Here is a 22858-nt window from a genome sequence, read left to right as displayed (position 1 = left end):
ACGGCCCGGTACAGGCGGTTTCAGATCTGGCGGAAGCGGCTGCGTACGCTGAACGTTTCAGACGTTACGTAGCGTTCCACATCGCGCACGCTGCGTTCATCACGCTGCAGTGCGCTTTCCAGCTGGTCCAGCAGTTCGCTGGCGCTGGGCGGGCGTTCTCCTTCTGCGGCCGAGGCGGGCTTCTCATCCAGCACAAACCCCAGCACAAAGTAGGCGATAATCGTAAAAACAAACAGACCAAAGAACAGGGATAACACCACGATGATCCGCAGCAGGCGAACCGGGATGTCGAGATACTCGGCCAGCCCTGCACAGACCCCCATCAGCTTTCCTTCGTCTGGCTTACGCCATAACTTACGGCCTTTCATCATGGCTGCCTCCAGTTAGGATGCTCTGCGTCCAGAATCGCTTCCAGCGCGTCAATCCGTTCGCGCATCCGTTGCGCATCCTGGGTCACACGCTGCAGGCGCTGAAGTTCGCTTTGCGACAGTTCCGAACCGCCGTTGCGTTTGTTGCTGTAATGCAGCCATAACCAGATGGGTGCCACGAACAGCACGAAAATCGTCAGCGGTATGGCGAGAAAAAGTGCGCTCATTGACTCTCCTTAATCACTTTTTGCAACGTCGAAGGTTACTCACTGCGGTTCATTTTGGCTTTCAGCGCGTTAAGCTGCTGGCTGATCTCATCGTCCGCTTTCAGATCGGTAAACTGCTGGTCCAGGGTTTTGGTTTTACCAAAGCCGTGACTTTCCGCTTCCGCTTCCATGTGATCAATACGGCGTTCAAAGGATTCAAAACGCGCCATCGCTTCATCGATTTTACCGCTGTCCAGCTGACGACGCACATCACGTGACGACGACGCCGCCTGATGACGCAGCGTTAAGGCCTGCTGACGAGCGCGCGTTTCGCTCAGCTTTTTCTCCAGCTCGCCAATTTCGCCCTTCATGCGTTCCAGCGTCTCTTCAACATGAGTGACTTCCTGCTTCAGCGAGGCGATAAGGTCGGTCAGCTTCTGTTTTTCAATCAGCGCAGCGCGGGCCAGGTCGTCTTTATCTTTGCGCAGCGCCAGCTCGGCTTTTTCCTGCCACTCCGCCTGCTGAATCTCCACCTGCTCAATGCGACGGGACAGCTGTTTCTTCTCTGCCAGCGCCCGCGCAGAGGTAGAACGCACTTCAACTAACGTGTCTTCCATTTCCTGAATCATCAGCCGCACCAGTTTCTGTGGATCTTCCGCACGCTCCAGCAGCGAATTGATGTTGGCATTCACGATGTCGGCGAAACGAGAAAAAATACCCATAATGATGTTCCTCTTTTAAAAGTCTTAAACAGTGTTGCCCTGCCTGATTAATACAAGATGCGTGCCAATTTTATATATAATTGATTTTAATCATATTTTAAATTTTACACCCTCTCCCGGCTGCTTTAAGATAGTCAAAATGATTAACGGGTAGCGAAATTCATCATGACCGGAACTAATGATAATCTTCTCGGTGAGTCGAACAATTTTCTGGAGGTGCTGGAGCAGGTTTCTAAACTCGCCCCGCTGGAGAAACCCGTTCTGGTGATTGGCGAGCGTGGCACCGGTAAAGAGCTGATCGCCAGCCGGTTACACTATCTATCCGATCGCTGGCAGGGGCCATTTATCTCGCTGAACTGCGCCGCCCTCAACGAGAATCTGCTGGATTCGGAGCTTTTCGGCCATGAGGCGGGCGCGTTTACCGGCGCGCAGAAGCGTCATCTTGGGCGTTTTGAACGGGCCGATGGCGGTACACTGTTTCTGGATGAGCTGGCAACCGCACCCATGCTGGTGCAGGAGAAACTGCTGCGGGTCATTGAGTATGGTCAGCTGGAGCGGGTCGGCGGCAACCACTCCCTGCAGGTCAATGTACGTCTGGTCTGCGCCACCAACGAAGATCTCCCTGCGCTGGCGGCAGCGGGCAAATTCCGCGCCGATCTGCTGGATCGTCTGGCTTTCGATGTGGTGCAGTTGCCGCCACTGCGCGAACGCCGCAGCGATATTCTGGTGATGGCTGGACATTTCGCCATCCAGATGTGCCGGGAGCTGGGGCTGTTACTCTTTCCTGGCTTCACGGCCCGCGCGCAGCAGACGCTGCTCGATTACCACTGGCCCGGCAACGTGCGTGAACTGAAAAATGTGGTGGAGCGCTCGGTCTACCGGCATAACAGCAGCGAGCAGCCGCTGGATAACATCATCATTAATCCCTTCGCTTCGCGCCAGCAACCGGTCGCCAGAATGCCGTTAAATCCGGCTGCAGATAGCGCTGCGCTGCCCGGACTGCCGCTGGATCTGCGACAGTGGCAAAACCAGCAGGAGCGGGATCTGGTGGAGGCGAGTCTGCAACAGGCACGCTACAACCAGCGCCGCGCTGCCGGTCTGCTCGGCGTCACTTACCACCAGCTGCGCGCAATGATGAAAAAGCACGATATCAAAGCCGAGAACTGATCCGCCTGCTGCACGGCTGATTGTTGCACCGGGGTAAAGCCGGGTTCACTATCCTGCTTTCTTTCCCACCCGGGCTGCGTCAGGCAAAAAAAAGCCCGCCATCAGGCGGGCAACAATACTGGAAGCAATGTGAGCAATGTCGTGCTCCTCTTCGGCAGAGCCACCGTCGAAGTGCATATGAATAATAATCATTCTTATTATCATCTGTAAAGGTGTAATTGAGAATATTTCTCATTACCCCACCTTCTGTGCGCCCTTTTGCCCCGCAGAGGATGAAAATCAGGCTGACGGCGGTTGCAGGTTTTGGGACAACGCCCGCTTTGCGATACACTCTGTTCAATGCCTCAAAATCGTTGAGTTCTATGTCAAAACTACTAAGTTCGCTGTTGCTCAGCCTCAGCGTGTTGAGTGCCCCTGCATGGTCAGCACCGGCGGGTGATATCCGCCAGTCCGGCTTTGTCTACTGCGTCAGCGGCACGCTGAACACCTTTAATCCGCAGATGGCCAGCAGCGGGCTGACGGTGGATACCCTGGCGGCTCAGCTTTATGACCGTCTGCTGGATGTCGACCCGTATACCTACCGGCTGAAACCCGATCTGGCCTCCAGCTGGGAAGTGCGCGATAACGGCGCGACCTACCGCTTTCACCTGCGGAGTGGCGTCGCCTTCCAGCAGACGAATCAGTTCCGCCCCACCCGCACCCTCAATGCTGACGATGTGGTCTTCAGCTTCGCCCGCATGTTTGATCGCCATCACCCGTGGCATAACGTGAATGGCGGCAACTACCCCTACTTTGACAGCCTGCAGTTCGCCGATTCTGTTCAGAGCGTGAAGAAGATCGATAACCGGACGGTCGAGTTCCGGCTCAACAGCCCGGACGCGTCGTTCCTGTGGCACATGGCGACGCACTATGCGCCGATCCTCTCGAAAGAGTATGCTGACCAGCTGACGGCGCAGGGGCATCAGGAGGAGCTGGACCGGCAGCCGGTGGGCACCGGCCCTTATCAGCTCAGCGAATATCGCACCGGCCAGTACATTCGTCTGGCGCGCAATCCGCATTACTGGAAAGGCGTGCCCCGTCTGCAACAGGCGGTCATCGATCTCGGTTCTGGCGGCACCGGACGACTCTCTAAACTGTTAACCGGTGAGTGTGACGTGCTGGCCTACCCGGCCGCCAGTCAGCTCAGTATCCTGCGCGATGACCCGCGTCTGCGGATGACGCTGCGCCCTGGCATGAACATCGCCTATCTGGCCTTCAATACCCGCAAGCCGCCGCTGGACCGGCCTGAGGTGCGGCATGCGCTGGCGCTGGCGATCAATAACGAACGCCTGATGGAGTCCATCTATTACGGAACGGCCGAAACGGCCGCGTCGATATTACCGCGCGCCTCCTGGGCGTATGACAATGATGCGCGCATTACTGGCTATGACCCGGCGAAGTCACGCGAAGCGCTGGCCGCGCTGGGCATCAGCGATCTGCATCTGCGGCTGGTGGTGCCCGCAGCGTCGCAATCCTGGAATCCCAGCCCGCTGAAAACGGCTGAACTGTTGCAGGCGGATCTGGCCCAGGTGGGTGTCCGGCTGACGATTGTGCCGGTGGAGGGGCGCTTCCAGGAGGCGCAGCTGATGGCGATGAATCACGATCTGACCCTCTCTGGCTGGGCCACAGACAGTAATGACCCGGACAGCTTCTTCCGTCCGCTGCTCAGCTGCGCGGCAATTCGCTCCCAGACCAATTACGCGCACTGGTGCTCACCCGCCTTTGATGAAACGCTGCAGAATGCCCTGCTGTCGCAGCAGCTCTCTGGCCGCATCGACAGTTATGACAAAGCGCAGCAGATTCTGGCGCAGGAGCTGCCGGTGCTGCCGCTGGCCTCCTCGCTGCGTCTGCAGGCATTCCGCCATGATATTAAAGGGCTGGTGCTGAGTCCGTTTGGCAACGCCTCGTTTGCCGGGGTTTATCGTGAAAGCGATAAGGAAAAGTAAGTGATTATCTATCTTCTGCGGCGTCTGCTGCTGCTGGTCATTACCCTGTTTCTGCTGTCGCTGGTCAGCTTCAGCCTGAGCTACTTTACCCCCAACGCGCCGCTGGAAGGCGCTGCGCTTTCGGACGCCTGGTGGTTCTGGTTTAAAGGAATGCTGCAGTTCGACTTTGGCGTCTCCAGCACCAACGGTCAGGAGATTGGCCTGCAGCTGCGCGAGGTGTTCCCGGCGACGATGGAGCTCTGCATCCTGGCATTTCTGTTCGCGCTGCTGGTGGGGATCCCGCTGGGGATCTGCGCCGGGGTGATGCGCAATAAATGGCAGGATAAAACCATCAGTGCGCTGGCGCTGTTCGGCTTCTCCGCGCCGATTTTCTGGCTGGCGCTGCTGTTCACGCTTTTCTTCTCGCTGACGCTCGGCTGGCTGCCGGTGTCGGGTCGCCACGATCTGCTCTACCCGGTGCAGAATATCACGGGCTTTGCGCTGATCGATGCCTGGCTGAGTCCTTCGCCCTGGCGTCACGAGATGATCATCAGCGCGCTGACCCACCTGATTCTGCCGGTGCTGGTGCTGGCGATGGCCCCCACCACAGAGGTGATCCGCCTGCTGCGCAACAGCACCAGCGACGTGATGGATAAAAATTATATTAAAGCAGCCGCTACCCGGGGGCTGTCGCGCTTTACGGTGATCCGCCGGCACGTGCTGCATAACGCCCTGCCGCCGGTCATCCCGCGTCTGGGGCTGCAGTTTTCCACCATGCTGACGCTGGCGATGATTACCGAGATGGTGTTCAACTGGCCCGGACTCGGCCGCTGGCTGATCAATGCGATTCGTCAGCAGGATTATGCGGCTATCTCCGCCGGGGTGATGGTGATTGGCGGGCTGGTGATCCTGGTCAACGTCATCTCTGATGTGATTGGCGCGGCAATGAATCCGCTGAAACATAAGGAATGGTATGCCCTTAGATAATATCTATGCCGAGAAACGCCTGCCCAGCGCGTTTCGTCAGAGCTGGCACCATTTCTACGGCAATCCGATTTCGATGGTCGGGCTGTATGGCTTTGGCGCCCTGCTGCTGCTCTGCCTGTTCGGCGGGCTGATCGCGCCTTACGGCATCGATCAGCAGTTCCTGGGGTATCAGCTGCTGCCGCCGTCGTGGTCACGCTATGGCGACGTCTCTTTCTTCCTCGGCACCGACGATCTTGGGCGGGATGTGCTGAGCCGCCTGCTGAGCGGTGCAGGTCCGACGGTAGGGTCAGCGATGCTGGTCACGCTGTTCGCCACGCTGGGCGCCCTGATACTGGGCGTGCTGGCCGGCATGACCCACGGCATCCGCTCGGCGGTAATGAACCACGTACTGGATACGCTGCTCTCTATTCCTTCGCTGCTGCTGGCGATCATTGTCGTGGCTTTTCTCGGACCGCGACTGGAGCATGCGCTGCTGGCGGTCTGGCTGGCGCTGATGCCTCGCCTGGTGCGTGAGATATACAGCGCGGTGCATGATGAACTGGAAAAAGAGTATGTAGTCGCCGCACGTCTGGACGGGGCCAGCGGCCGCAACATCCTGCGCTACGCCATTATGCCGAACATTCTGCCGCTGCTGATCACGGAGATCACCCGTGCGCTGTCGATGGCGATTCTGGACATTGCCGCACTCGGCTTTCTCGACCTGGGCGCGCAGCTGCCCTCACCCGAGTGGGGCGCGATGCTGGGCGACTCGCTGGAGCTGATCTACGTCGCCCCCTGGACCGTGATGCTGCCAGGCGTGGCGCTGATGGTCAGCGTATTGATTGTTAACCTGCTCGGTGACGGCATCCGTCGCGCCGTCGAAGCGGGAGTGGAATAGATGCCGTTACTCGATATCCGTAATCTCACCATCGAATTTATGACCGCTGACGGACCGGTCAAAGCGGTGGACCGCGTAAACCTGACGCTGGGCGAAGGGGAAATCCGCGGTCTGGTCGGGGAGTCCGGCTCAGGCAAAAGTCTGGTGGCAAAGGCCATCTGCGGCGTAACCAATGACAACTGGCGCGTGACCGCAGACCGTATGGTGTTTGATGATGTGGATTTGCTGCGCCTGACGCCGCGCGAGCGCCGTCGTATTATCGGGCATAACGTCTCGATGATTTTTCAGGAGCCGCAATCCTGTCTCGATCCCTCTGAAAGTATCGGTCGTCAGCTGATGCAGGTGATCCCGCGCTGGACGTATAAAGGGCCGTGGCTGAAACGTTTCTGGTTCTGGCGCAAAACCCGTGCCATCGAGCTGCTGCATCGCGTCGGTATTAAAGACCACAAAGATATCATGCGCAGCTTCCCCTATGAGCTGACCGAAGGCGAGTGCCAGAAAGTGATGATCGCCATTGCGCTGGCGAATCAGCCGCGTCTGCTGATCGCGGATGAACCGACCAACGCCATGGAGCCGACCACGCAGGCGCAGATTTTCCGCCTGCTGAGCCGCCTGAATCAGAATAACAACACCACCATTCTGCTGATCAGTCATGACCTGCGCACCATGAGCCAGTGGGCGGATCGGATTAACGTGATGTACTGCGGCCAGACCGTGGAAACCGCGCAGAGCGACGATCTGATGAGCACACCGCATCACCCCTATACCCAGGCGCTGATTCGGGCGATGCCCGATTTCGGGCGTGCGCTGCCGCACAAGAGTCGTCTCAACACCCTCTCCGGGGCGATCCCTTCGCTGGAAAGCCTGCCGATAGGTTGCCGGCTGGGGCCGCGTTGTCCTTACGCCCAGCGCAAATGTATTGAAACGCCGAGGCTGACCGGCAGCAAAACGCATCTTTACGCCTGCCATTTCCCGCTCAATATGGAGGGCCAGTAACATGGAAACCCTGCTGGAAGTGCGCAACCTGAGTAAAACATTTCGCTATCGCACCGGTTTGTTCCGCCGTCAGCATGTCGAGGCGGTGAAATCGGTGAGCTTTACCCTGCGTGAAAGGCAGACGCTGGCCATCATCGGCGAGAACGGGTCAGGCAAATCTACCCTGGCGAAGATGCTCAGCGGCATGGTCGCGCCGACGGAGGGTGAGATTCTGATTGACGATCATCCGCTGACCTTCGGCGATTATGGCTACCGCAGTCAGCGCATCCGCATGATTTTTCAGGACCCCTCCACCTCCCTGAATCCGCGTCAGCGCATCAGTCAGATTCTTGATTTTCCGCTGCGGCTCAACACCGATCTCAATGCGGAAGCGCGCGAGAAGCGCATCATCGCAACCCTGCGGCAGGTGGGATTACTGCGCGATCACGCCGGTTATTATCCCCATATGCTGGCACCCGGTCAGAAGCAGCGTCTGGGTCTGGCCCGTGCGCTGATCCTGCAGCCCAAAGTGATCGTGGCCGATGAAGCGCTGGCCTCGCTGGATATGACCATGCGCTCTCAGCTGGTGAATCTGATGCTGGAGCTGCAGGAAAAACATGGTATCTCCTACATTTATGTGACGCAGCATCTGGGCATGATGAAACATATCAGCGACAAGGTGCTGGTGATGCATCAGGGCGAAGTGGTCGAGCGCGGCGGCACCGCGGATGTGCTGGCCTCGCCGCTGCACGATCTGACCCGACGCCTGATCAGCAGCCACTTCGGCGAAGCGCTGAGTGCCGAAGCCTGGCGACGCGAACGCTGATTTTGCTGCCCGTCGCGGAAATTGCGGGCCGGTTTACCTGATTTATGAGAGACGTGCTAGAATCCGCACGTCGATTAACGTCGGTCGCTTACTTTTTAATCATGCGGCCGCCAACAACAATGACCATAAGGATTACAGCTATGGGTTTTCTTTCCGGTAAGCGCATTCTGATTACTGGCGTTGCCAGTAAACTTTCCATCGCCTACGGTATTGCACAGGCGATGCACAAACAGGGCGCAGAACTGGCTTTCACCTACCAGAACGACAAGTTAAAAGGTCGTGTGGAAGAGTTTGCTAAAGATTTGGGTTCAGACATCGTGCTGCCATGTGACGTCGCAGAAGATGAGAGCATCAAATCTCTGTTCACTGAACTGGCAAAAACCTGGCCGAAATTTGACGGTTTCGTTCACTCTATCGGCTTCGCGCCTGGCGACCAGCTGGATGGCGACTATGTGAACGCCGTTACCCGCGAAGGCTTTAAAATCGCGCATGACATCAGTGCCTACAGCTTCGTTGCGATGGCGAAAGAGTGCCGTGAGATGCTGAATCCAGGCTCCGGTCTGCTGACCCTCTCTTACCTGGGTGCTGAGCGCGCGATCCCGAACTACAACGTGATGGGTCTGGCGAAAGCGTCCCTGGAAGCGAACGTGCGTTACATGGCAAACGCCATGGGCCCGGAAGGCGTGCGTGTTAACGCCGTCTCTGCAGGTCCAATCCGCACCCTGGCCGCCTCAGGCATCAAAGATTTCCGTAAGATGCTGGCGCATTGCGAAGCGGTCACCCCGATTCGCCGTACCGTCACCATCGAAGATGTCGGCAACTCTGCCGCGTTCCTCTGCTCTGATCTGGCAGGCGGCATCACCGGTGAAGTCGTTCACGTTGATGGCGGCTTCAGCATCGCCGCGATGAACGAACTGGAACTGAAATAAGTTCCCTGAGGGCGAGCCTGGCTCGCCCTCTTTTTTTGGCTCCATTCCGCCTCACTCCCTGATTTTTCTGCCGTTATAGCGTAACGCTATTAATTATCACCGATCATTCTTTTGCCCCGGACCGGCCATCAGCGACGATAAGCCTGCCTTTCGGTTTATGCACATTTTCAGATTCTGCCGCCTGCATACCGAACCCGAATCTGCAAAAGGATTGATCATGGAACAACGCCGCTATCCGGGCCATAACCACTGGTTTTACGAGAGCCAGACCAGTCCACGAACCTCTCAGGCCGCGCCGCTGGTGCCCGAGGCCGCCCATATCGATGACCGCTTTCTGCTGGGCTGCCACGCCGATCACGCCGGGATGCACGCCCTGTTGCGCTCGCAGCAGCCCGCCCTGCTGGCCGCACGCGATCTGGCGCAGCTGCTGTTTCCCGATCGGGTGATTACGTCGCTCACCCATACGTTAACGCTCTACGACCGCCTCAGCACCGCGCTGACCGTCGCGCAGGTGGCGGGGATCCAGCGGTTGTGTAACCACTACTCTGCCCGCCTGAATCCGCTGCCAGGCCCCGACTCTTCACGCGAGAGTAACAACCGCCTGACCCAGATCACGCAATACGCCCGTCAGCTGGCGATGCAGCCTGAGCTGATCAACGGCAGCGCCATTACCGCACTGGATGGGGTTGGCCTGACCGAGCCCGATATCGTGACGCTGAATCAGGTGATCGGGTTTGTCAGTTATCAGGCGCGGGTGGTGGCGGGCTTACAGGCACTGCAGGCTCAGCCGGTTCGCTGGCTGCCCGGCAGCACCGCGCCTCCCGATGCAGAGGCAACCGGCTTCGATCAGCCCGCCCGCTGGCAGCCGGTGCTGAAGCCGCTGGAGCTGCGTTATGCCAGCGCGGAGCAGCTCGCAGCAATCACGCGTTGCCAGTCACTGCCGGGTATGCAGGAGGCAGTCTGGGTGCTGGCACACGATCCTGCGGCGTTATATGGCTGGGCGCAGTTGCGTCAGCACCTCTCTGATGAACCTGCTCTGCCAGAGGCGGTCGCCGCCCGCATCCTCGGCAGTCGCTGGCTTTTCCGGCTGCTGGACGGTCAGGCGAGTCTGATTGAAGGGGTCGATGATGCCGGATCACGCGGCGCAGAACAGCAGATTATTGCACTGGCGGCGCAGCTGACCCGCTCACCGGAGCGCTTCAGCGCGGCCCATCTGCAACCTCTCATGGAAGCGGGCTGGGAGAATGATGCGCTGTTCGCGCTGATTCAGCGTGTCGCGATAGGCAACTGGAACAGTCGCCTCTTTTACGCGCTGGGCGAAGCGCAGTAATCGTAAAAAGTGCGAGCCTGCCGCCGGTTACATCGGCAGCCGCGCGCGCGCTTCATCGAAAAAGTGCTGGGCCAGCGGGGTGGCACGGCCAGGCTCGGCGATAACCAGCGCCGCCTGACGTGCCATGGGTGGCAGCGTGATGGCGCGCTGCTGCAGCCCCTGAAGTGAAGCGGGCAACAGATGCCCCACTGGTGAAACCAGCAGCCCCAGCCCGACCTGGGCGCACTGCATCAGCTGCATGACGGAAGCGCTCTCGACGATTACCCGTGGCACCAGACCTGCCTCACGAAAGGCCATGTCGAGATAACGGCGAAAATAGCGGGTCGGCTCCGCCAGGCAGAGCGGCTGTTGCGCCAGATCCGACAGCGCCAGCGGCGTATCACCCACCAGCGCCGGGAAATGGTCAGGATGGAACACCGCTTCAACGCCGCGGTCCGCCAGCAGCTCGGTCTGAAAATGGAGTTCGCGCAGGGTCGCCATCTCAAAAAAGCCGATGCCGACATCCACGGTGTGACTGTTAAGCGCATCCAGCAGCTGATCAGCGCTCAGCACCGCGATGCGGTAGTCGAGCTGCGGATATCTCTCCTGGACCACTTTCAGCAGCAGTGGCAGGGCCATGCTGCACTGCGGAACCACTCCCACCCGCAGCGTGCCGTTTACCCCATGTTTCAGTGATTCGACTTCCAGCTTCAGCCCCTGATACACCGAAACGATTTCCCGCGCCCATGCCAGCACGCGATCGCCCTCTGGCGTAAATCCGGCGAAGTTATTACTGCGGTTAATCAGCGGCAGGCCCAGCTCTCGCTCCAGATTTTTCAGGCGCATAGAGAGTGTCGGCTGTGTAACGAAACTGGCTTCCGCGGCGCGTCCGAAATGGCGTTCGCGCTCCAGGTTACACAAGTAAATCAGTTGTTTAATGTCGATTTTAATAGTCCATCAGCAGGTTGAAGGCGGTTCGCGTCACGGTCTCTGACCTGTATCACCCTGAGTATAAGGCGCAATGTTACCCTGTGCCGGCCCTTAAGGTTTAACCGCACGGTTCATTTGCGCGGCCGGAAAATGGCGTTCAGCGCCAGGCAGATCAGGCCGAACCCCACCAGCAGCAGAAAGTCGTAGCTGAGCAGCCTGTAGAGCCCTATTCCGGCTATACCGCCCGCCAGGAATGCAAGCAGCGTCAGCACATGCAGCCGCAGCCGGCTCAGGTAGAGCGGTGCCTCTTTCGGGGAGATTTTACGCCGCAGCACCTCAAACAACATCGCCAGCTCAATCCCGATATCGGTCGCCGTGCCGGAGACATGGGTGGTACGGACGCGGGCGTCCGAAATCCGTGTCACCACCGCATTCTGCAGCCCCATCAGAAAGCTCAGGCTCAGGATTAACACCACGCCCGGCGACAGCGGCGGAAAATGATTTTCTATCACCCCCAGTACCATCAGCGCAGCGCCTTCAGCCAGGATGACAAAGGCATAAATAGTGCGGATGTTTCTGCGGCGACCGGAATTGATAACCAGGGTGGAGAGCGCCGACCCGGCGATGAAGAGGATGACGATGGCGAGAAAAAAGAGGCCGGTTCCCGGATTCGCTTTTGCCAGATGATCGGAGAGCAGCGAGACATTGCCGGTCATGTTGGCAGAAAAGAAACCGACAATCTCAAAGGCGGCGGTGTTCAGCGCCCCCGCAGCGGCCGCCAGCGTACAGGCCAGACGGGTGTCGGCGCTGTGGCTGCGGGCACTTTCTGTACTGATTAGCATGACCACCACATATTCAGAGGAAAGCCTTATCATCCGCCGTTTCCCGGCCGGCGACAAGGCGCTGAATCAAACTCTCCCCGCGCACTGACCTCAGGGCAAGCTGCCCAGATAACATGCCTTACCGGCAGCAGGTTTCGCGCGGCACTGGCACCGCGCGGAACCGCCGGTTAATGGCTGGCGAGACGGAACGTGGATACCGACTGCGTCAGGTACTGCACCTGCTCTTCCAGCGAGGCGGAGGCTGCTGCAGACTCCTGCACCAGCGCCGAGTTCTGCTGCGTCACGCTGTCCATTTCGGTCACGGCCTGTTCAATCTGACCGATGCCGCGACTCTGCTCATCTGACGCGGTAGAGATATGCTCCATCAGCAGGTTAACCTGGCTGACCGAGGAGATAATCGCGCTCATCGCCTCACCCGTGCGGCTGACCTGATCAGAACCGGCGTGAATGATGGCGACCGATTCGGCAATCAGGCTCTCGATCTCTTTAGCGGCCGTGGCGCTGCGCTGCGCCAGGTTCCGGACTTCGCCCGCCACCACCGCAAAACCGCGACCCTGCTCCCCGGCACGGGCCGCTTCCACCGCTGCGTTCAGCGCCAGAATATTGGTCTGGAAAGCGATGCTGTCGATAACGGTGGTGATCTCTTCAATCTTCTTCGAGCTGGCGTTAATCAGCCCCATTGAGACCACCACTTCCTGCGACACTTTCTCACCGCTTTCGGCATTTTTCACCGCCTCACTGGTCAGGCGGCAGGCTTCAAAGACGTTTTCGGTGTTCTGTTTCACCGTTGCGCCCAGCTGCTCCATGCTGGCGGCGGTCTCGGTCAGCGCGGCAGCCTGCTGCTCGGTGCGTGAGGCGAGATCGATGTTGCCCGCAGCAATTTCCTGTGACGCGGTGGAGACGGAGCGGGTCGAGTCACGAACCTGCAGAATGATAGAGGTCAGCGCGCTGCGCATCTGCTCCAGCGAGCCCATCAGCAGCTGAATTTCACTGCGGGAGTTCGCCCTGACCGGGACGCTGCTGTCCAGCACGCCCGCCGCAATCAGCCTGCAGTGTTCCTGCGCATCATTCAGCGGAGAGAGCACGTAGCGCTTCATGAAGATGTAGATCGCGATAATGATGGCAAAAAAGAGCACGCCAAACAGTCCCAGCAGGGTAATGCCGGTGGTGAAATGACTCTGCGCATCACTGTTGAGTTTTCTGGCGTAGGTTTCATGCTGTGCCAGCACCCGATCCAGAATGATTTCATACTGGCGATCCAGACGCACCACGGTGGCAATCTGGTTTTTGAATCGCAGCTGGTCGTGCGCTTCTGCTGCCTCAATTAACGGCTGCAGGCCCTGCTGGCGATAGGCCTGATAGGCCTGACGATAGGCTTCCGCTTCAGCCTCTTCGCCCGGCAGACGCGGCGCGTTCATATAGGCCTCAAACGCCGCATCCGCCTTACCGGCAACGGTGCGAACGCTGTCCAGCGTGGCCGGGTTATTCGCCTCACTGCCCTCTATCGACTTCATGTACTCCATCAGGCGGACACGCAGCGTACGGCTGTGGTTGATAGGGTCGATCACCGACAGCACAACGCGGATCTCTTTGTTAACCGCATTCAGGGAGTGATTGCTCTGAACAAGCAGCCAGGTACTGATTGCCACGCTGGTAAGAAACAGCGCCAGTAGAAAAGAAAAAATAATCAGGGAGGACTTTTTTAACGACATCGCTACGTTCCGGAAATTGGGAGGATTAGTGGCTATATCGGCAAAAAAAAGCAGCCCATTAGGGCTGAACTTTTTTTAGTTACAATAAGCGGAGCGGCAGCGTGCAGCCTTTCTCCCCCTTTCCGGCAGACCGCCCGCTGATGACCCGAAACAGGCTGTCGCTAAGCCACGCCAAGCGCCCGCTTTACCTCACTGGCGACTTTCTCGACCTGCGGCCCGTAAATCACCTGAACATCATGCTCGCTGACGCGATTGACGCCGTTGGCACCGGTGCTCATCAGGGTCTGATCCACCACCTGATTCATCTCTCTGACCCGGACCCGCAGTCGGGTAAAGCAGCAATCGACATCCTCGATATTGGCCTGCCCACCCAGCCCGCTGATAATCACCTGAGTGCGCTCATCCGCCGCGACCTGCTGCGGTTTCTCCTCTTCCGATTCCCGGCCCGGCGTTTCGACATGCATCCGGGTGATCACCAGCCGGAAAGCGTAGTAGTAGAGCGGTGCATAGACCGCTCCCAGCGCCAGTGTCCACCACCAGTGGGTTTTCGCCCCGCCCAGCATGCCGAACACCACCAGATCGATGACGCCGCCCTGCACATTGCCAATCATCAGGTGCAGCATCGACATCAGCATGAAGGAGAGACCGGTCAGGAAGGCGTGCAGGAGATAGAGTACCGGCGAGACAAAAATAAAGCAGAACTCCAGCGGTTCCGTAATACCGGTCGTAAACGAGGTCAGCGCGCCCGCCATTACCAGCGCTTTGACCCGCTGTTTATGCTCTGGCCGTGCGGTGTGATAGATCGCCAGGGCAGCGGCGGGCAGGCCAAACATCATGACGGGAATTTTGCCCTGCGCCAGAAACTGCGTGGCGGTGCGCAGCGTCGCATCCGGGATCGACCCCGGGTGGGTCAGCGACGCGTTAAAGATGTTGAGCGCACCGACAATGGTCTGGCCATCGACCACCGCCATACCGCCGATCGGAGTGAAGCGAACGGTTTCGTTGAGGATATGGTGCAGGCCGGTGGGGATCAGAATGCGTTCAAATGCCCCCAGCAGGAACGCGCCATACTGGCCACTTTTGCCGATCATCGCGCCGATCCAGGCGATCCCCTGGCCAATGGTCGGCCAGACCAGCGCCAGCAGCACCCCCACCAGCGGCAGGCAGACGACGGTGACGATCGGCACAAAACGCCGCCCGCCAAAAAAGCTGATCGCGGTGGGCAGTTGCTGAGTGTAAAAGCGGTTGTGCAGCGCGACCGTTATCAGCCCGGCAATCACCCCACCCAGCACGCTCATGTTGTAGGTAAAGACCCCCAGCATGCTGATATATTCCGCCGAGGTCATCATCGCCGTCGTCTGATCCATCCCCGCCTGCTGCAGAGCGGCCGGTGTGGTGGTGGCGGCCGTGATCCCTTTGGCCGCCAGGGTGGCGCTGATGCCGACATTCATCACGATGTAGCCAATCACCGCAGCAAACGCGGCGGTGGGCTTCTCCGCTTTTGCCAGCCCGATAGCACTCGCCACGGCAAAGAAGAGCGGCAGGTTTGTAAACAGCGCACCGGCGATCTTGCGGATAAAGCCGATGATGACCTGCGGCACCGCCATCTGGACAAACGCCTCACCGGTCACCGCCGGGTTCTGCATCGCCGCCGCCAGTCCGAGAAAGATCCCTGCAGCGGCGATCACTGAGATTGGCATCATTAGCGCTTTGCCGAACGCGTGGATCTGGCTGGTCAGCTGTTTCATGGTGTCGCGCCCTCTGTGATGATAAACAGCAAGTATTAGCCCGTTACCGGGAGAACTCCCGTTATCAGCGCGTTAAAACTGGGTAAAGTCTGACCAGCATCACACTTCTGGCCGATGCACGATAAACGCCAGCTATCGCACCATTATGTCAATCAATTAGACAAGGTATGACGATAATTGCACACTCCCCTTCACCATCAGGCTATAACCTGATAACAATCATCAAACAATTATTCCTACTATAAAAAGCCTGCACTCAATATGAAATTTAAACGCCAAATCAAACCCTACCGCGCGGCTGCGGGCGGCTGGGGTTCACTGGAAGCCACCACGCGTTTCGTTCTTGACAGCAAAGCGGCCCTGAAAAATATGCGCAACCTGATGCGCATGAATAAAGCACGCGGTTTTGACTGTCCGGGCTGCGCCTGGGGTGATGACAATAAAAGTACCTTCAGCTTCTGCGAAAACGGCGCCAAAGCGGTGACCTGGGAAGCGACACGCCGGGTGGTTGATACCGACTTTTTCGCCCGCCACAGCGTAACCACCCTCTACACCCAAAGTGACTACTTCCTGGAATATCAGGGTCGTCTGACGCATCCGCTGCGCTACAACGCCGAAACTGACCACTATGAGCCAATCAGCTGGGACGACGCCTTTGCGCTGATCGCGCAGCACATTAAGGCGATGGACAATCCGGATCAGATGGAGCTTTACACCTCCGGTCGCGCCAGCAATGAAGCCTCCTGGCTCTATCAGCTGTTTGGTCGCCTGGTGGGCACCAATAACTTCCCTGACTGCTCCAATATGTGTCACGAAGCCAGCGGCACCGGGCTGAAGCGCAGCATTGGCGTCGGGAAAGGCACCATTCGTCTGGACGATTTTGACCATGCGGATGCGATTTTTGTCTTTGGTCAGAACCCCGGCACCAATCATCCGCGCATGCTGCACAGCCTGCGTCACGCTGCCGACCACGGCGCAAAAATCGTGACCTTTAACACCCTGCGCGAACGCGGTCTGGAGCGCTTTGCCGATCCACAGAAACCGCTGGAAGTGGTGACCTCTAAAGCCGGCACTATCAGCTCCTCCTACTATCAGCCGAATCTGGGCGGAGATATGGCTGCCGTGCGCGGCATGGTGAAATCCCTGCTGGAAACCCACCGTGCCCGCCTGGCGGCAGGTGAAAGCGGCCTGTTCGACCAGACCTTTATCAATGCCAAAACCAACGGCATTGAGGCCTACCTCGACGCCGTAGACAACACCAGCTGGATGCAGATTGTGGCGCAGTCGGGCCTGACGCAGGCGCAAATCCGTGAAGCGGCGGCCATCTATCAGAGCGCTGACCGGGTGATCTGCACCTGGGCGATGGGGATCACCCAGCACAAGCATTCGGTAGACACGGTGCGTGAAATCACCAACCTGCAGCTGCTGTTTGGCCAGCTGGGCAAAAAAGGCGCAGGTCTTTGCCCGGTGCGCGGTCACAGTAACGTGCAGGGCAACCGGACGATGGGCATTGATGAGAAACCGACGCAGGCGTTCCTGGATGCGCTGGGCAACCATTTTGGTTTCGAGCCACCGCGTGCCGCGGGCCACAACACCGTTGAAGCGCTGAATGCCATGCTGCGTGATGAAGTTAAAGTGCTGATTGCGCTGGGTGGCAACCTGGCCGCGGCGGCGCCCGATTCACCGCGCACGGAAGAGGCGTTATCGCGCTGTGGTCTGACCGTACACATCAGCACCAAGCTGAACCGCAGCCACCTGGTGCCGGGTCACGAAGGGCTGATTCTGCCGACGCTGGGCCGCACGGAACGTGACCGCCAGGCAACCGGCAATCAGTTCATTACCGTCGAAGACTCGTTCAGCATGGTGCACGCCTCCGAAGGGATCGGCATTCCGCTGGCGGAGACGCAGCGCTCTGAAACGGCCATCGTCGCCGGGATCGCGCAGGCGGTGCTGGGTGATGACAAAGTGAAGTGGCGCGACCTGGCGGGTGACTACAACCTGATCCGCGACCATATCGCCGCGACCATTCCGGGCTTTGCCGACTTTAACGCGAAATGCGATATTCCTGGCGGGTTCTACCTGGGCAATGCCGCTGCGGAGTTACGCTTCAATACGCCAAGCCAGAAAGCGGAATTTAATGCGTCGATGCTGCCGGACTCACTGTTCCCGGCGCTGGAGCAGGCGGTGCCGTTCACCCTGCAGACCCTGCGTTCACACGACCAGTACAACACCACCATCTACGGCCTCGATGACCGTTATCGTGGCGTGTTTGGTCAGCGCGAAGTGGTCTTTATCAATCCGGACGATATGGCGGATCTGGGCTTTACCGAAGGCCAGAATGTCGATATCGAAACGCTGTGGAATGATGGCATCACCCGTCGCGTCAGCGGTTTCAAGCTGGTTCCTTATAATATTCCGCGCGGAAATCTGGCGGCCTACTATCCGGAAACCAACCCGCTGGTGCCGCTGAACAGCTTTGGGGATGGCAGCGGTACGCCGACCTCCAAGTCGGTGCCCGTGAAGCTGGAACTTTCCCAGGCGCAGGCCGATCAGCGCATCGCCTGATCCCCTGTCAGCCCCTCTGAAAAGCCGGTTCGTCCGGCTTTTTGCCTTGCCGCGCGGCGTCGATTCGCGTAAAACTGTCAGCCGCATTCAGGCCACGAAACGTAAAAATTATGTTCCAGGATAACCCGCTGCTCGCGCAGCTGAAAGAGAAGCTCCATTCACAGACACCACGTGCAGAAGGCGTGGTAAAAGGCACCGAAAAAGGCTTCGGCTTTCTGGAAGTCGATGCGCAGAAAAGTTACTTCATTCCGCCTCCGCAGATGAAGAAAGTGATGCATGGCGATCGTATCGTCGCCGTGATCCACACCGACAAAGACCGCGAAAGTGCTGAACCGGAAACCTTGGTTGAGCCGTTCCTGAGCCGTTTTGTCGGCCGGGTACAGAAGAAAGACGATCGCCTGTCGATCGTGCCGGACCATCCCCTGCTGAAAGAGGCTATCCCGTGCCGCCCGGCGCGCGATGTCAGCCATGAGTTTGAGAATGGCGACTGGGCTGTCGCTGAAATGCGTCGTCATCCTCTGAAAGGCGACCGCGGTTTTTACGCCGAAATCACCGATTTTATCGTCAAAGCGGATGACCATCTGGCGCCGTGGTGGGTGACGCTGTCGCGTCACAACCTTGAGCGTGAAGCGCCGGATGTCAGCTTTGGCGAGATGATGGATGAGAATCTGACGCGCGAAGATCTGACCGCGCTCAATTTTGTCACCATCGACAGCGCCAGCACCCAGGATATGGATGATGCGCTTTATGTGGAAGCGCAGACGGATGGCTCACTCTCCCTGACCATCGCTATCGCCGACCCGACCGCTTATGTCGCAGAAGGCAGCCAGCTGGATAAGCTGGCAGCGAAGCGCGCCTTCACCAACTACCTGCCGGGCTTTAACATCCCGATGCTGCCGCGCGAACTCTCTGATGATGTCTGCTCGCTGCGTCCGAATGTCCGCCGCCCGGCGCTGGCCTGCCGCGTCACCGTGGCCGCCGATGGCAGCCTGGCGGATGATGTCACCTTCTTTGCGGCCTGGATCGAGTCCAAAGCCAAGCTGGCTTATGATGACGTTTCTGACTGGCTGGAAAACAGCGGCAGCTGGCAGCCGGAGAGTGACGCGATTGCAGAACAGATTCGTCTGCTGCATCGCCTCTGCCTGGCGCGCAGCGAGTGGCGTCAGACCCACGCGCTGGTATTCAAAGATCGCCCTGACTACCGCTTCCTGCTGGGAGAAAAAGGTGAAGTGCTGGAGATCGTCGCCGAACCGCGTCGCATCGCTAACCGCATCGTTGAAGAGGCGATGATTCTGGCAAACATCTGTGCGGCGAAGGTGCTTCGTGACCGTCTCGGCTTTGGTATTTACAACGTCCATGCCGGTTTCGATGCCACCAATGCTGAACAGGCCGCCGCAGTGCTGGCGAATCACGGCATCACCGTGGATGCTCAGGCGATTACTACCCTGGAAGGCTTCCGCGTGCTGCGTCGTGAACTCGATGCCCAGCCGACGCCGTTCCTCGACAGCCGCATCCGTCGCTTCCAGACCTTTGCCGAGATCAGCACCGAGCCGGGCCCGCACTTCGGGCTGGGACTGGAGGCGTACGCCACCTGGACCTCACCCATCCGTAAGTTTGGCGACATGATCAACCATCGCCTGCTGAAAGCGATTATCCGTGGCGAGACGATCGCCCGCCCGGACGATGCCGTGACGGTCACGATGAGCGAGCGCCGTCGTCTGAACCGCATGGCCGAGCGTGATGTGGGTGACTGGCTCTACGCCCGTTATCTTGCGCCGTTTGCCGGTACCGATCGTCGCTTCAGCGCTGAGATTATCGACGTGTCACGCGGCGGTATGCGCGTTCGTCTGCTGGAGTATGGCGCGGTGGCCTTTATCCCTGCTCCGTTCATTCACGCGGTGCGTGATGAGATGGTCTGCAGCCAGGAAAATGGCAGCGTTCAGATTAAAGGCGAGGTGGTTTACCGTGTGACTGACGTGATTGATGTCACCATCGCCGAAGTCCGCATGGAAACCCGCAGCGTCGTGGCGCGTCCCGCCGTCTGAGTTCCAGCTGACTTACGCCATCTGGCGGGATAACTCCGGTTATCCCGCCCGTTCCCGCCCCCGTTCAGGTTGCAAACAGGTTATATTTGTACCCCGCTTCACACTTCTCCACTGATTAACTTTCACTTACATTCCATTACATTAAGTTTAACTCGTTGTTTTCGATCGCCTTCCTCTCGATCCCTACAAGGAGTTAGTCATGAAAAACGTCAAAACCAGCGCGATCTGGTTAGTGGTGGCGTTAATCGGCGCAGGCGCTTTTGCCATGCTGGCCCTCAGCCGCGGCGAACACGTCAACGCAGTCTGGCTGGTGATAGCCGCTGTCGCCTGTTACAGCATCGCGTATCGTTTCTACAGCCTGTTTATTGCCCGTAATATCTTCGAGCTGGACGACCGCCGGATGACCCCGGCCGAGCGGCTGAGCGACGGGCTGGATTATGTCCCGACCAATAAATGGGTGCTGTTCGGTCATCACTTTGCGGCGATTGCCGGTGCCGGTCCCCTGGTCGGGCCGATTCTGGCGGCGCAGATGGGCTTTCTGCCCGGTACTATCTGGATCCTTGTGGGGGTAATGCTGGCGGGCGCGGTTCAGGATTTCCTGATCCTGTTTATCTCAACCCGCCGGGATGGTCGTTCGCTGGGTGAGATGGCCCGTCAGGAGCTCGGCGCGTTTGCCGGTGTGGTGACCATGCTCGGCGCGCTGGGCGTGATGATCATTATCCTGTCGGCGCTGGCGCTGGTGGTGGTGAAGGCGCTGGCTAACAGCCCGTGGGGGCTGTTTACGATAGCCGCCACCATTCCTATCGCGCTGTTTATGGGTCTCTACATGCGCTTTATCCGTCCGGGGAAAATCGCGGAGGTCTCGCTGATTGGCTTTGTGCTGATGATGGCGGCGATTATCTATGGCGGCGATGTGGCGCAACACCCCTACTGGGGCCCCTTCTTCACCCTGAAAGGCACCACGCTGACCTGGGTGCTGGTCATCTACGGCTTTATCGCCTCAGTGCTGCCGGTCTGGCTGCTGCTGGCACCGCGTGACTATCTCTCGACCTTTCTCAAAATCGGCGTGATTGTCGGCCTGGCGGTGGGCATTGTCTTTGCCATGCCGGAGATGAAAATGCCGGCGGTGACCCGCTTTATCGACGGCACTGGCCCGGTCTTCTCCGGGGCGATGTTCCCCTTCCTGTTTATTACCATCGCCTGTGGCGCGATCTCAGGCTTCCATGCGCTGGTGTCCAGCGGCACCACGCCTAAACTGGTGGAGCGCGAAAGCCATATCCGCTTTATTGGCTACGGCGCGATGCTGATGGAATCTTTTGTGGCCATTATGGCGCTGATCTGCGCCTCGGTGCTGGACCCCGGCGTCTACTTTGCCATGAACTCGCCAGCGGCGCTGATTGGCACCACCGTGGAGAGCGCCTCGCAGGTGATTAACGGCTGGGGCTTTGTGGTGACGCCTGAAATGCTGAGCGGCATCGCCCGTGACGTGGGCGAAGGCTCAATTCTGTCGCGCGCCGGCGGTGCGCCAACCTTCGCCGTGGGGATGGCCCATATCATCACCGAGATCTTTAACAGCCGGGCGATGATGGCGTTCTGGTACCACTTCGCCATCCTGTTTGAAGCGCTGTTTATCCTGACTGCGGTCGATGCCGGCACCCGCGCCTGCCGTTTTATGGTGCAGGATCTCGTGGGCACCGTGGTGCCTTCCATGGCGAACAACCGTTCCTGGCTGGGCAATATGGCGGGCACCACCGTCGCCGTTGCGGGCTGGGGGTTCTTTGTTTATCAGGGCGTGGTGGATCCACTGGGCGGCATTAATACGCTCTGGCCACTGTTCGGTATCGGCAATCAGATGCTGGCGTCGATGGCATTGATCCTCGGCACCGTCGTGCTGTTCAAGATGAAAAAGCAGCGCTATGCCTGGGTCACCATCCTGCCCACCGTCTGGCTGTTTATCACCTCCATGACCGCAGGCTGGCAGAAAATCTTCCATGAGAAACCCGCTATCGGCTTCCTGGCGCAGGCCAGCAAGTTCCGCAAAGGCGTGGAGGAAGGCGTGATTATCGCCCCGGCAAAAAGCGTGGCGGACATGCAGACCATCGTGTTCAGCAATCAGATCAACGCGGCGCTGTGTGCCTTTTTTATGCTGGTAGCCGTGACGATGCTGATCGCCGCGTTCTTTGTTATCCGCAAGGCGCTGCGCAGTGACACGCCAACCACCCATGAGTCATCGGTGGCGCTGCGCAACAAGGAGGTGCGCCATGTCTGATGCGATTCATCAGTTCCAGCGGCCGCAGGGGAAATGGCAGATTATCGGCTGTCATCCCCTTACGGCCTCTGCTCCTGTCGCGTTCAGCTGGCGCGGCTTCTGGCGCGGCCTGCAGCAGTGCTTTCGCTTAATGGTCGGGGTACAGGATTATCAAAAATATCTGCAGCATATGCGGCAGCATCATCCTGGCCAGCCGACGATGAACGAGCGCGATTTCCACCGTTACTGTCTGGATGCGCGCTTCCCGAGTCAGGCGGGAAAACTGGGGAAATGTCCCTGCTGATCATGGCTTAATGCCCCGCACCGCCGGGGCTTTTTTGTGCCATTCTTATCTGGATGGAAAAATATATTTGGTTTGCATCTTGTGCTGGCGTCAGATGATGAATACTGTTGCTAAAATAATGAGATAACGCCTGC

At 58.6% G+C, this 22858-nt stretch carries 20 protein-coding genes; 12 read left to right on the top strand and 8 right to left on the bottom strand.

From position 1 onward, the window contains the following. Positions 1–20: 20 nt before the first annotated feature. From pspC to pspA, 3 genes are read right to left on the bottom strand one after another with little or no spacing between them, the layout of a single operon-like run. On the bottom strand, positions 21–371 hold the full coding sequence (gene pspC, locus F3I47_RS00935; protein WP_009090023.1) for an envelope stress response membrane protein PspC: 351 nt from the start codon (positions 369–371) through the stop codon (positions 21–23). Beyond that, positions 368–595: an envelope stress response membrane protein PspB gene (pspB, locus tag F3I47_RS00930; protein ID WP_009090021.1), complete on the bottom strand. Its 228-nt coding sequence runs from the start codon at positions 593–595 to the stop codon at positions 368–370. Before pspB ends, pspC begins: the two co-directional genes overlap by 4 nt. 35 nt (positions 596–630) lie before the next feature. Next, positions 631–1296, bottom strand: coding sequence for a phage shock protein PspA (gene pspA, locus F3I47_RS00925; protein ID WP_150029537.1), 666 nt, complete (start codon positions 1294–1296; stop codon positions 631–633). 165 nt (positions 1297–1461) lie between these two features. Here pspA and pspF point away from each other — a divergent pair, with 165 nt between their 5' ends. Further along, positions 1462–2463 (top strand): phage shock protein operon transcriptional activator, encoded by a 1002-nt coding sequence (gene pspF / locus F3I47_RS00920; RefSeq protein WP_046101896.1) that lies wholly within the window; start codon positions 1462–1464, stop codon positions 2461–2463. 48 nt (positions 2464–2511) lie between these two features. Here the strand turns inward: pspF and F3I47_RS22250 are convergent, their stop codons facing one another. Further along, on the bottom strand, positions 2512–2655 hold the full coding sequence (locus F3I47_RS22250; protein WP_162484736.1) for a hypothetical protein: 144 nt from the start codon (positions 2653–2655) through the stop codon (positions 2512–2514). A 170-nt stretch (positions 2656–2825) separates the two neighbouring features. On the opposite strand from F3I47_RS22250, the gene sapA reads away from it, so the two are divergent. The 7 genes from sapA (at position 2826) to F3I47_RS00885 (ending at position 10351) form a co-directional block, all read left to right on the top strand. Then, positions 2826–4448 (top strand): ABC transporter substrate-binding protein SapA, encoded by a 1623-nt coding sequence (gene sapA, locus F3I47_RS00915; RefSeq protein ID WP_009090014.1) that lies wholly within the window; start codon positions 2826–2828, stop codon positions 4446–4448. After that, complete coding sequence (gene sapB / locus F3I47_RS00910) at positions 4449–5414, top strand: putrescine export ABC transporter permease SapB (protein WP_009090012.1); 966 nt, start codon at positions 4449–4451, stop codon at positions 5412–5414. Further along, a complete protein-coding gene (sapC, locus tag F3I47_RS00905; protein WP_009090011.1) occupies positions 5401–6291 on the top strand; it encodes a putrescine export ABC transporter permease SapC in 891 nt (296 codons plus the stop codon). Before sapB ends, sapC begins: the two co-directional genes overlap by 14 nt. Continuing rightward, positions 6292–7287, top strand: a complete 996-nt coding sequence (gene sapD, locus F3I47_RS00900; protein WP_009090009.1) for a putrescine export ABC transporter ATP-binding protein SapD — start codon at positions 6292–6294, stop codon at positions 7285–7287. A 1-nt stretch (position 7288) separates the two neighbouring features. Next, positions 7289–8092, top strand: coding sequence for a putrescine export ABC transporter ATP-binding protein SapF (gene sapF / locus F3I47_RS00895; protein ID WP_009090008.1), 804 nt, complete (start codon positions 7289–7291; stop codon positions 8090–8092). Between the two features lie 140 nt (positions 8093–8232). Further along, positions 8233–9021 carry an enoyl-ACP reductase FabI gene (gene fabI, locus F3I47_RS00890; RefSeq protein WP_009090006.1) on the top strand — a complete coding sequence of 263 codons (789 nt, stop codon included), beginning with the start codon at positions 8233–8235 and terminating at the stop codon, positions 9019–9021. Between the two features lie 217 nt (positions 9022–9238). Next, complete coding sequence (locus F3I47_RS00885) at positions 9239–10351, top strand: oxidoreductase (protein ID WP_150029536.1); 1113 nt, start codon at positions 9239–9241, stop codon at positions 10349–10351. Positions 10352–10378: 27 nt separating this feature from the next. On the opposite strand, the gene F3I47_RS00880 is transcribed toward F3I47_RS00885, so the two are convergent. The 4 genes from F3I47_RS00880 to F3I47_RS00865 form a co-directional block, all read right to left on the bottom strand. Next, the gene (locus F3I47_RS00880) at positions 10379–11275 is read right to left on the bottom strand and encodes a LysR family transcriptional regulator (protein WP_033736237.1); all 897 of its coding nucleotides are present in this window, start codon (positions 11273–11275) and stop codon (positions 10379–10381) included. A gap of 116 nt (positions 11276–11391) precedes the next feature. Beyond that, complete coding sequence (locus F3I47_RS00875) at positions 11392–12102, bottom strand: YoaK family protein (protein WP_046101899.1); 711 nt, start codon at positions 12100–12102, stop codon at positions 11392–11394. Between the two features lie 167 nt (positions 12103–12269). Beyond that, the gene (locus F3I47_RS00870) at positions 12270–13814 is read right to left on the bottom strand and encodes a methyl-accepting chemotaxis protein (protein WP_009089998.1); all 1545 of its coding nucleotides are present in this window, start codon (positions 13812–13814) and stop codon (positions 12270–12272) included. A gap of 161 nt (positions 13815–13975) precedes the next feature. Then, positions 13976–15562, bottom strand: a complete 1587-nt coding sequence (locus F3I47_RS00865) for a PTS transporter subunit EIIC (protein ID WP_150029535.1) — start codon at positions 15560–15562, stop codon at positions 13976–13978. A 261-nt stretch (positions 15563–15823) separates the two neighbouring features. On the opposite strand from F3I47_RS00865, the gene F3I47_RS00860 reads away from it, so the two are divergent. The 4 genes from F3I47_RS00860 to F3I47_RS00845 all read left to right on the top strand — a co-directional run bounded on the left by F3I47_RS00860 (position 15824) and on the right by F3I47_RS00845 (position 22724). Next, complete coding sequence (locus F3I47_RS00860; protein WP_046101901.1) at positions 15824–18127, top strand: FdhF/YdeP family oxidoreductase; 2304 nt, start codon at positions 15824–15826, stop codon at positions 18125–18127. A gap of 110 nt (positions 18128–18237) precedes the next feature. Continuing rightward, the gene (locus F3I47_RS00855) at positions 18238–20172 is read left to right on the top strand and encodes an exoribonuclease II (RefSeq protein WP_150029534.1); all 1935 of its coding nucleotides are present in this window, start codon (positions 18238–18240) and stop codon (positions 20170–20172) included. Positions 20173–20371: 199 nt separating this feature from the next. Continuing rightward, the gene (locus F3I47_RS00850; RefSeq protein ID WP_150029533.1) at positions 20372–22441 is read left to right on the top strand and encodes a carbon starvation CstA family protein; all 2070 of its coding nucleotides are present in this window, start codon (positions 20372–20374) and stop codon (positions 22439–22441) included. After that, entirely contained in the window at positions 22434–22724 is a 291-nt protein-coding gene (locus tag F3I47_RS00845) for a YbdD/YjiX family protein (RefSeq protein ID WP_046101904.1), read from the top strand. The genes F3I47_RS00850 and F3I47_RS00845 overlap by 8 nt, the downstream gene beginning before the upstream one ends. Positions 22725–22858: the final 134 nt, after the last annotated feature.

Source organism: Pantoea sp. M_10 (genome assembly GCF_008631515.1).
GTDB lineage: Bacteria > Pseudomonadota > Gammaproteobacteria > Enterobacterales > Enterobacteriaceae > Pantoea > Pantoea anthophila.
This window is presented reverse-complemented; position numbering and strand designations above follow the sequence as displayed.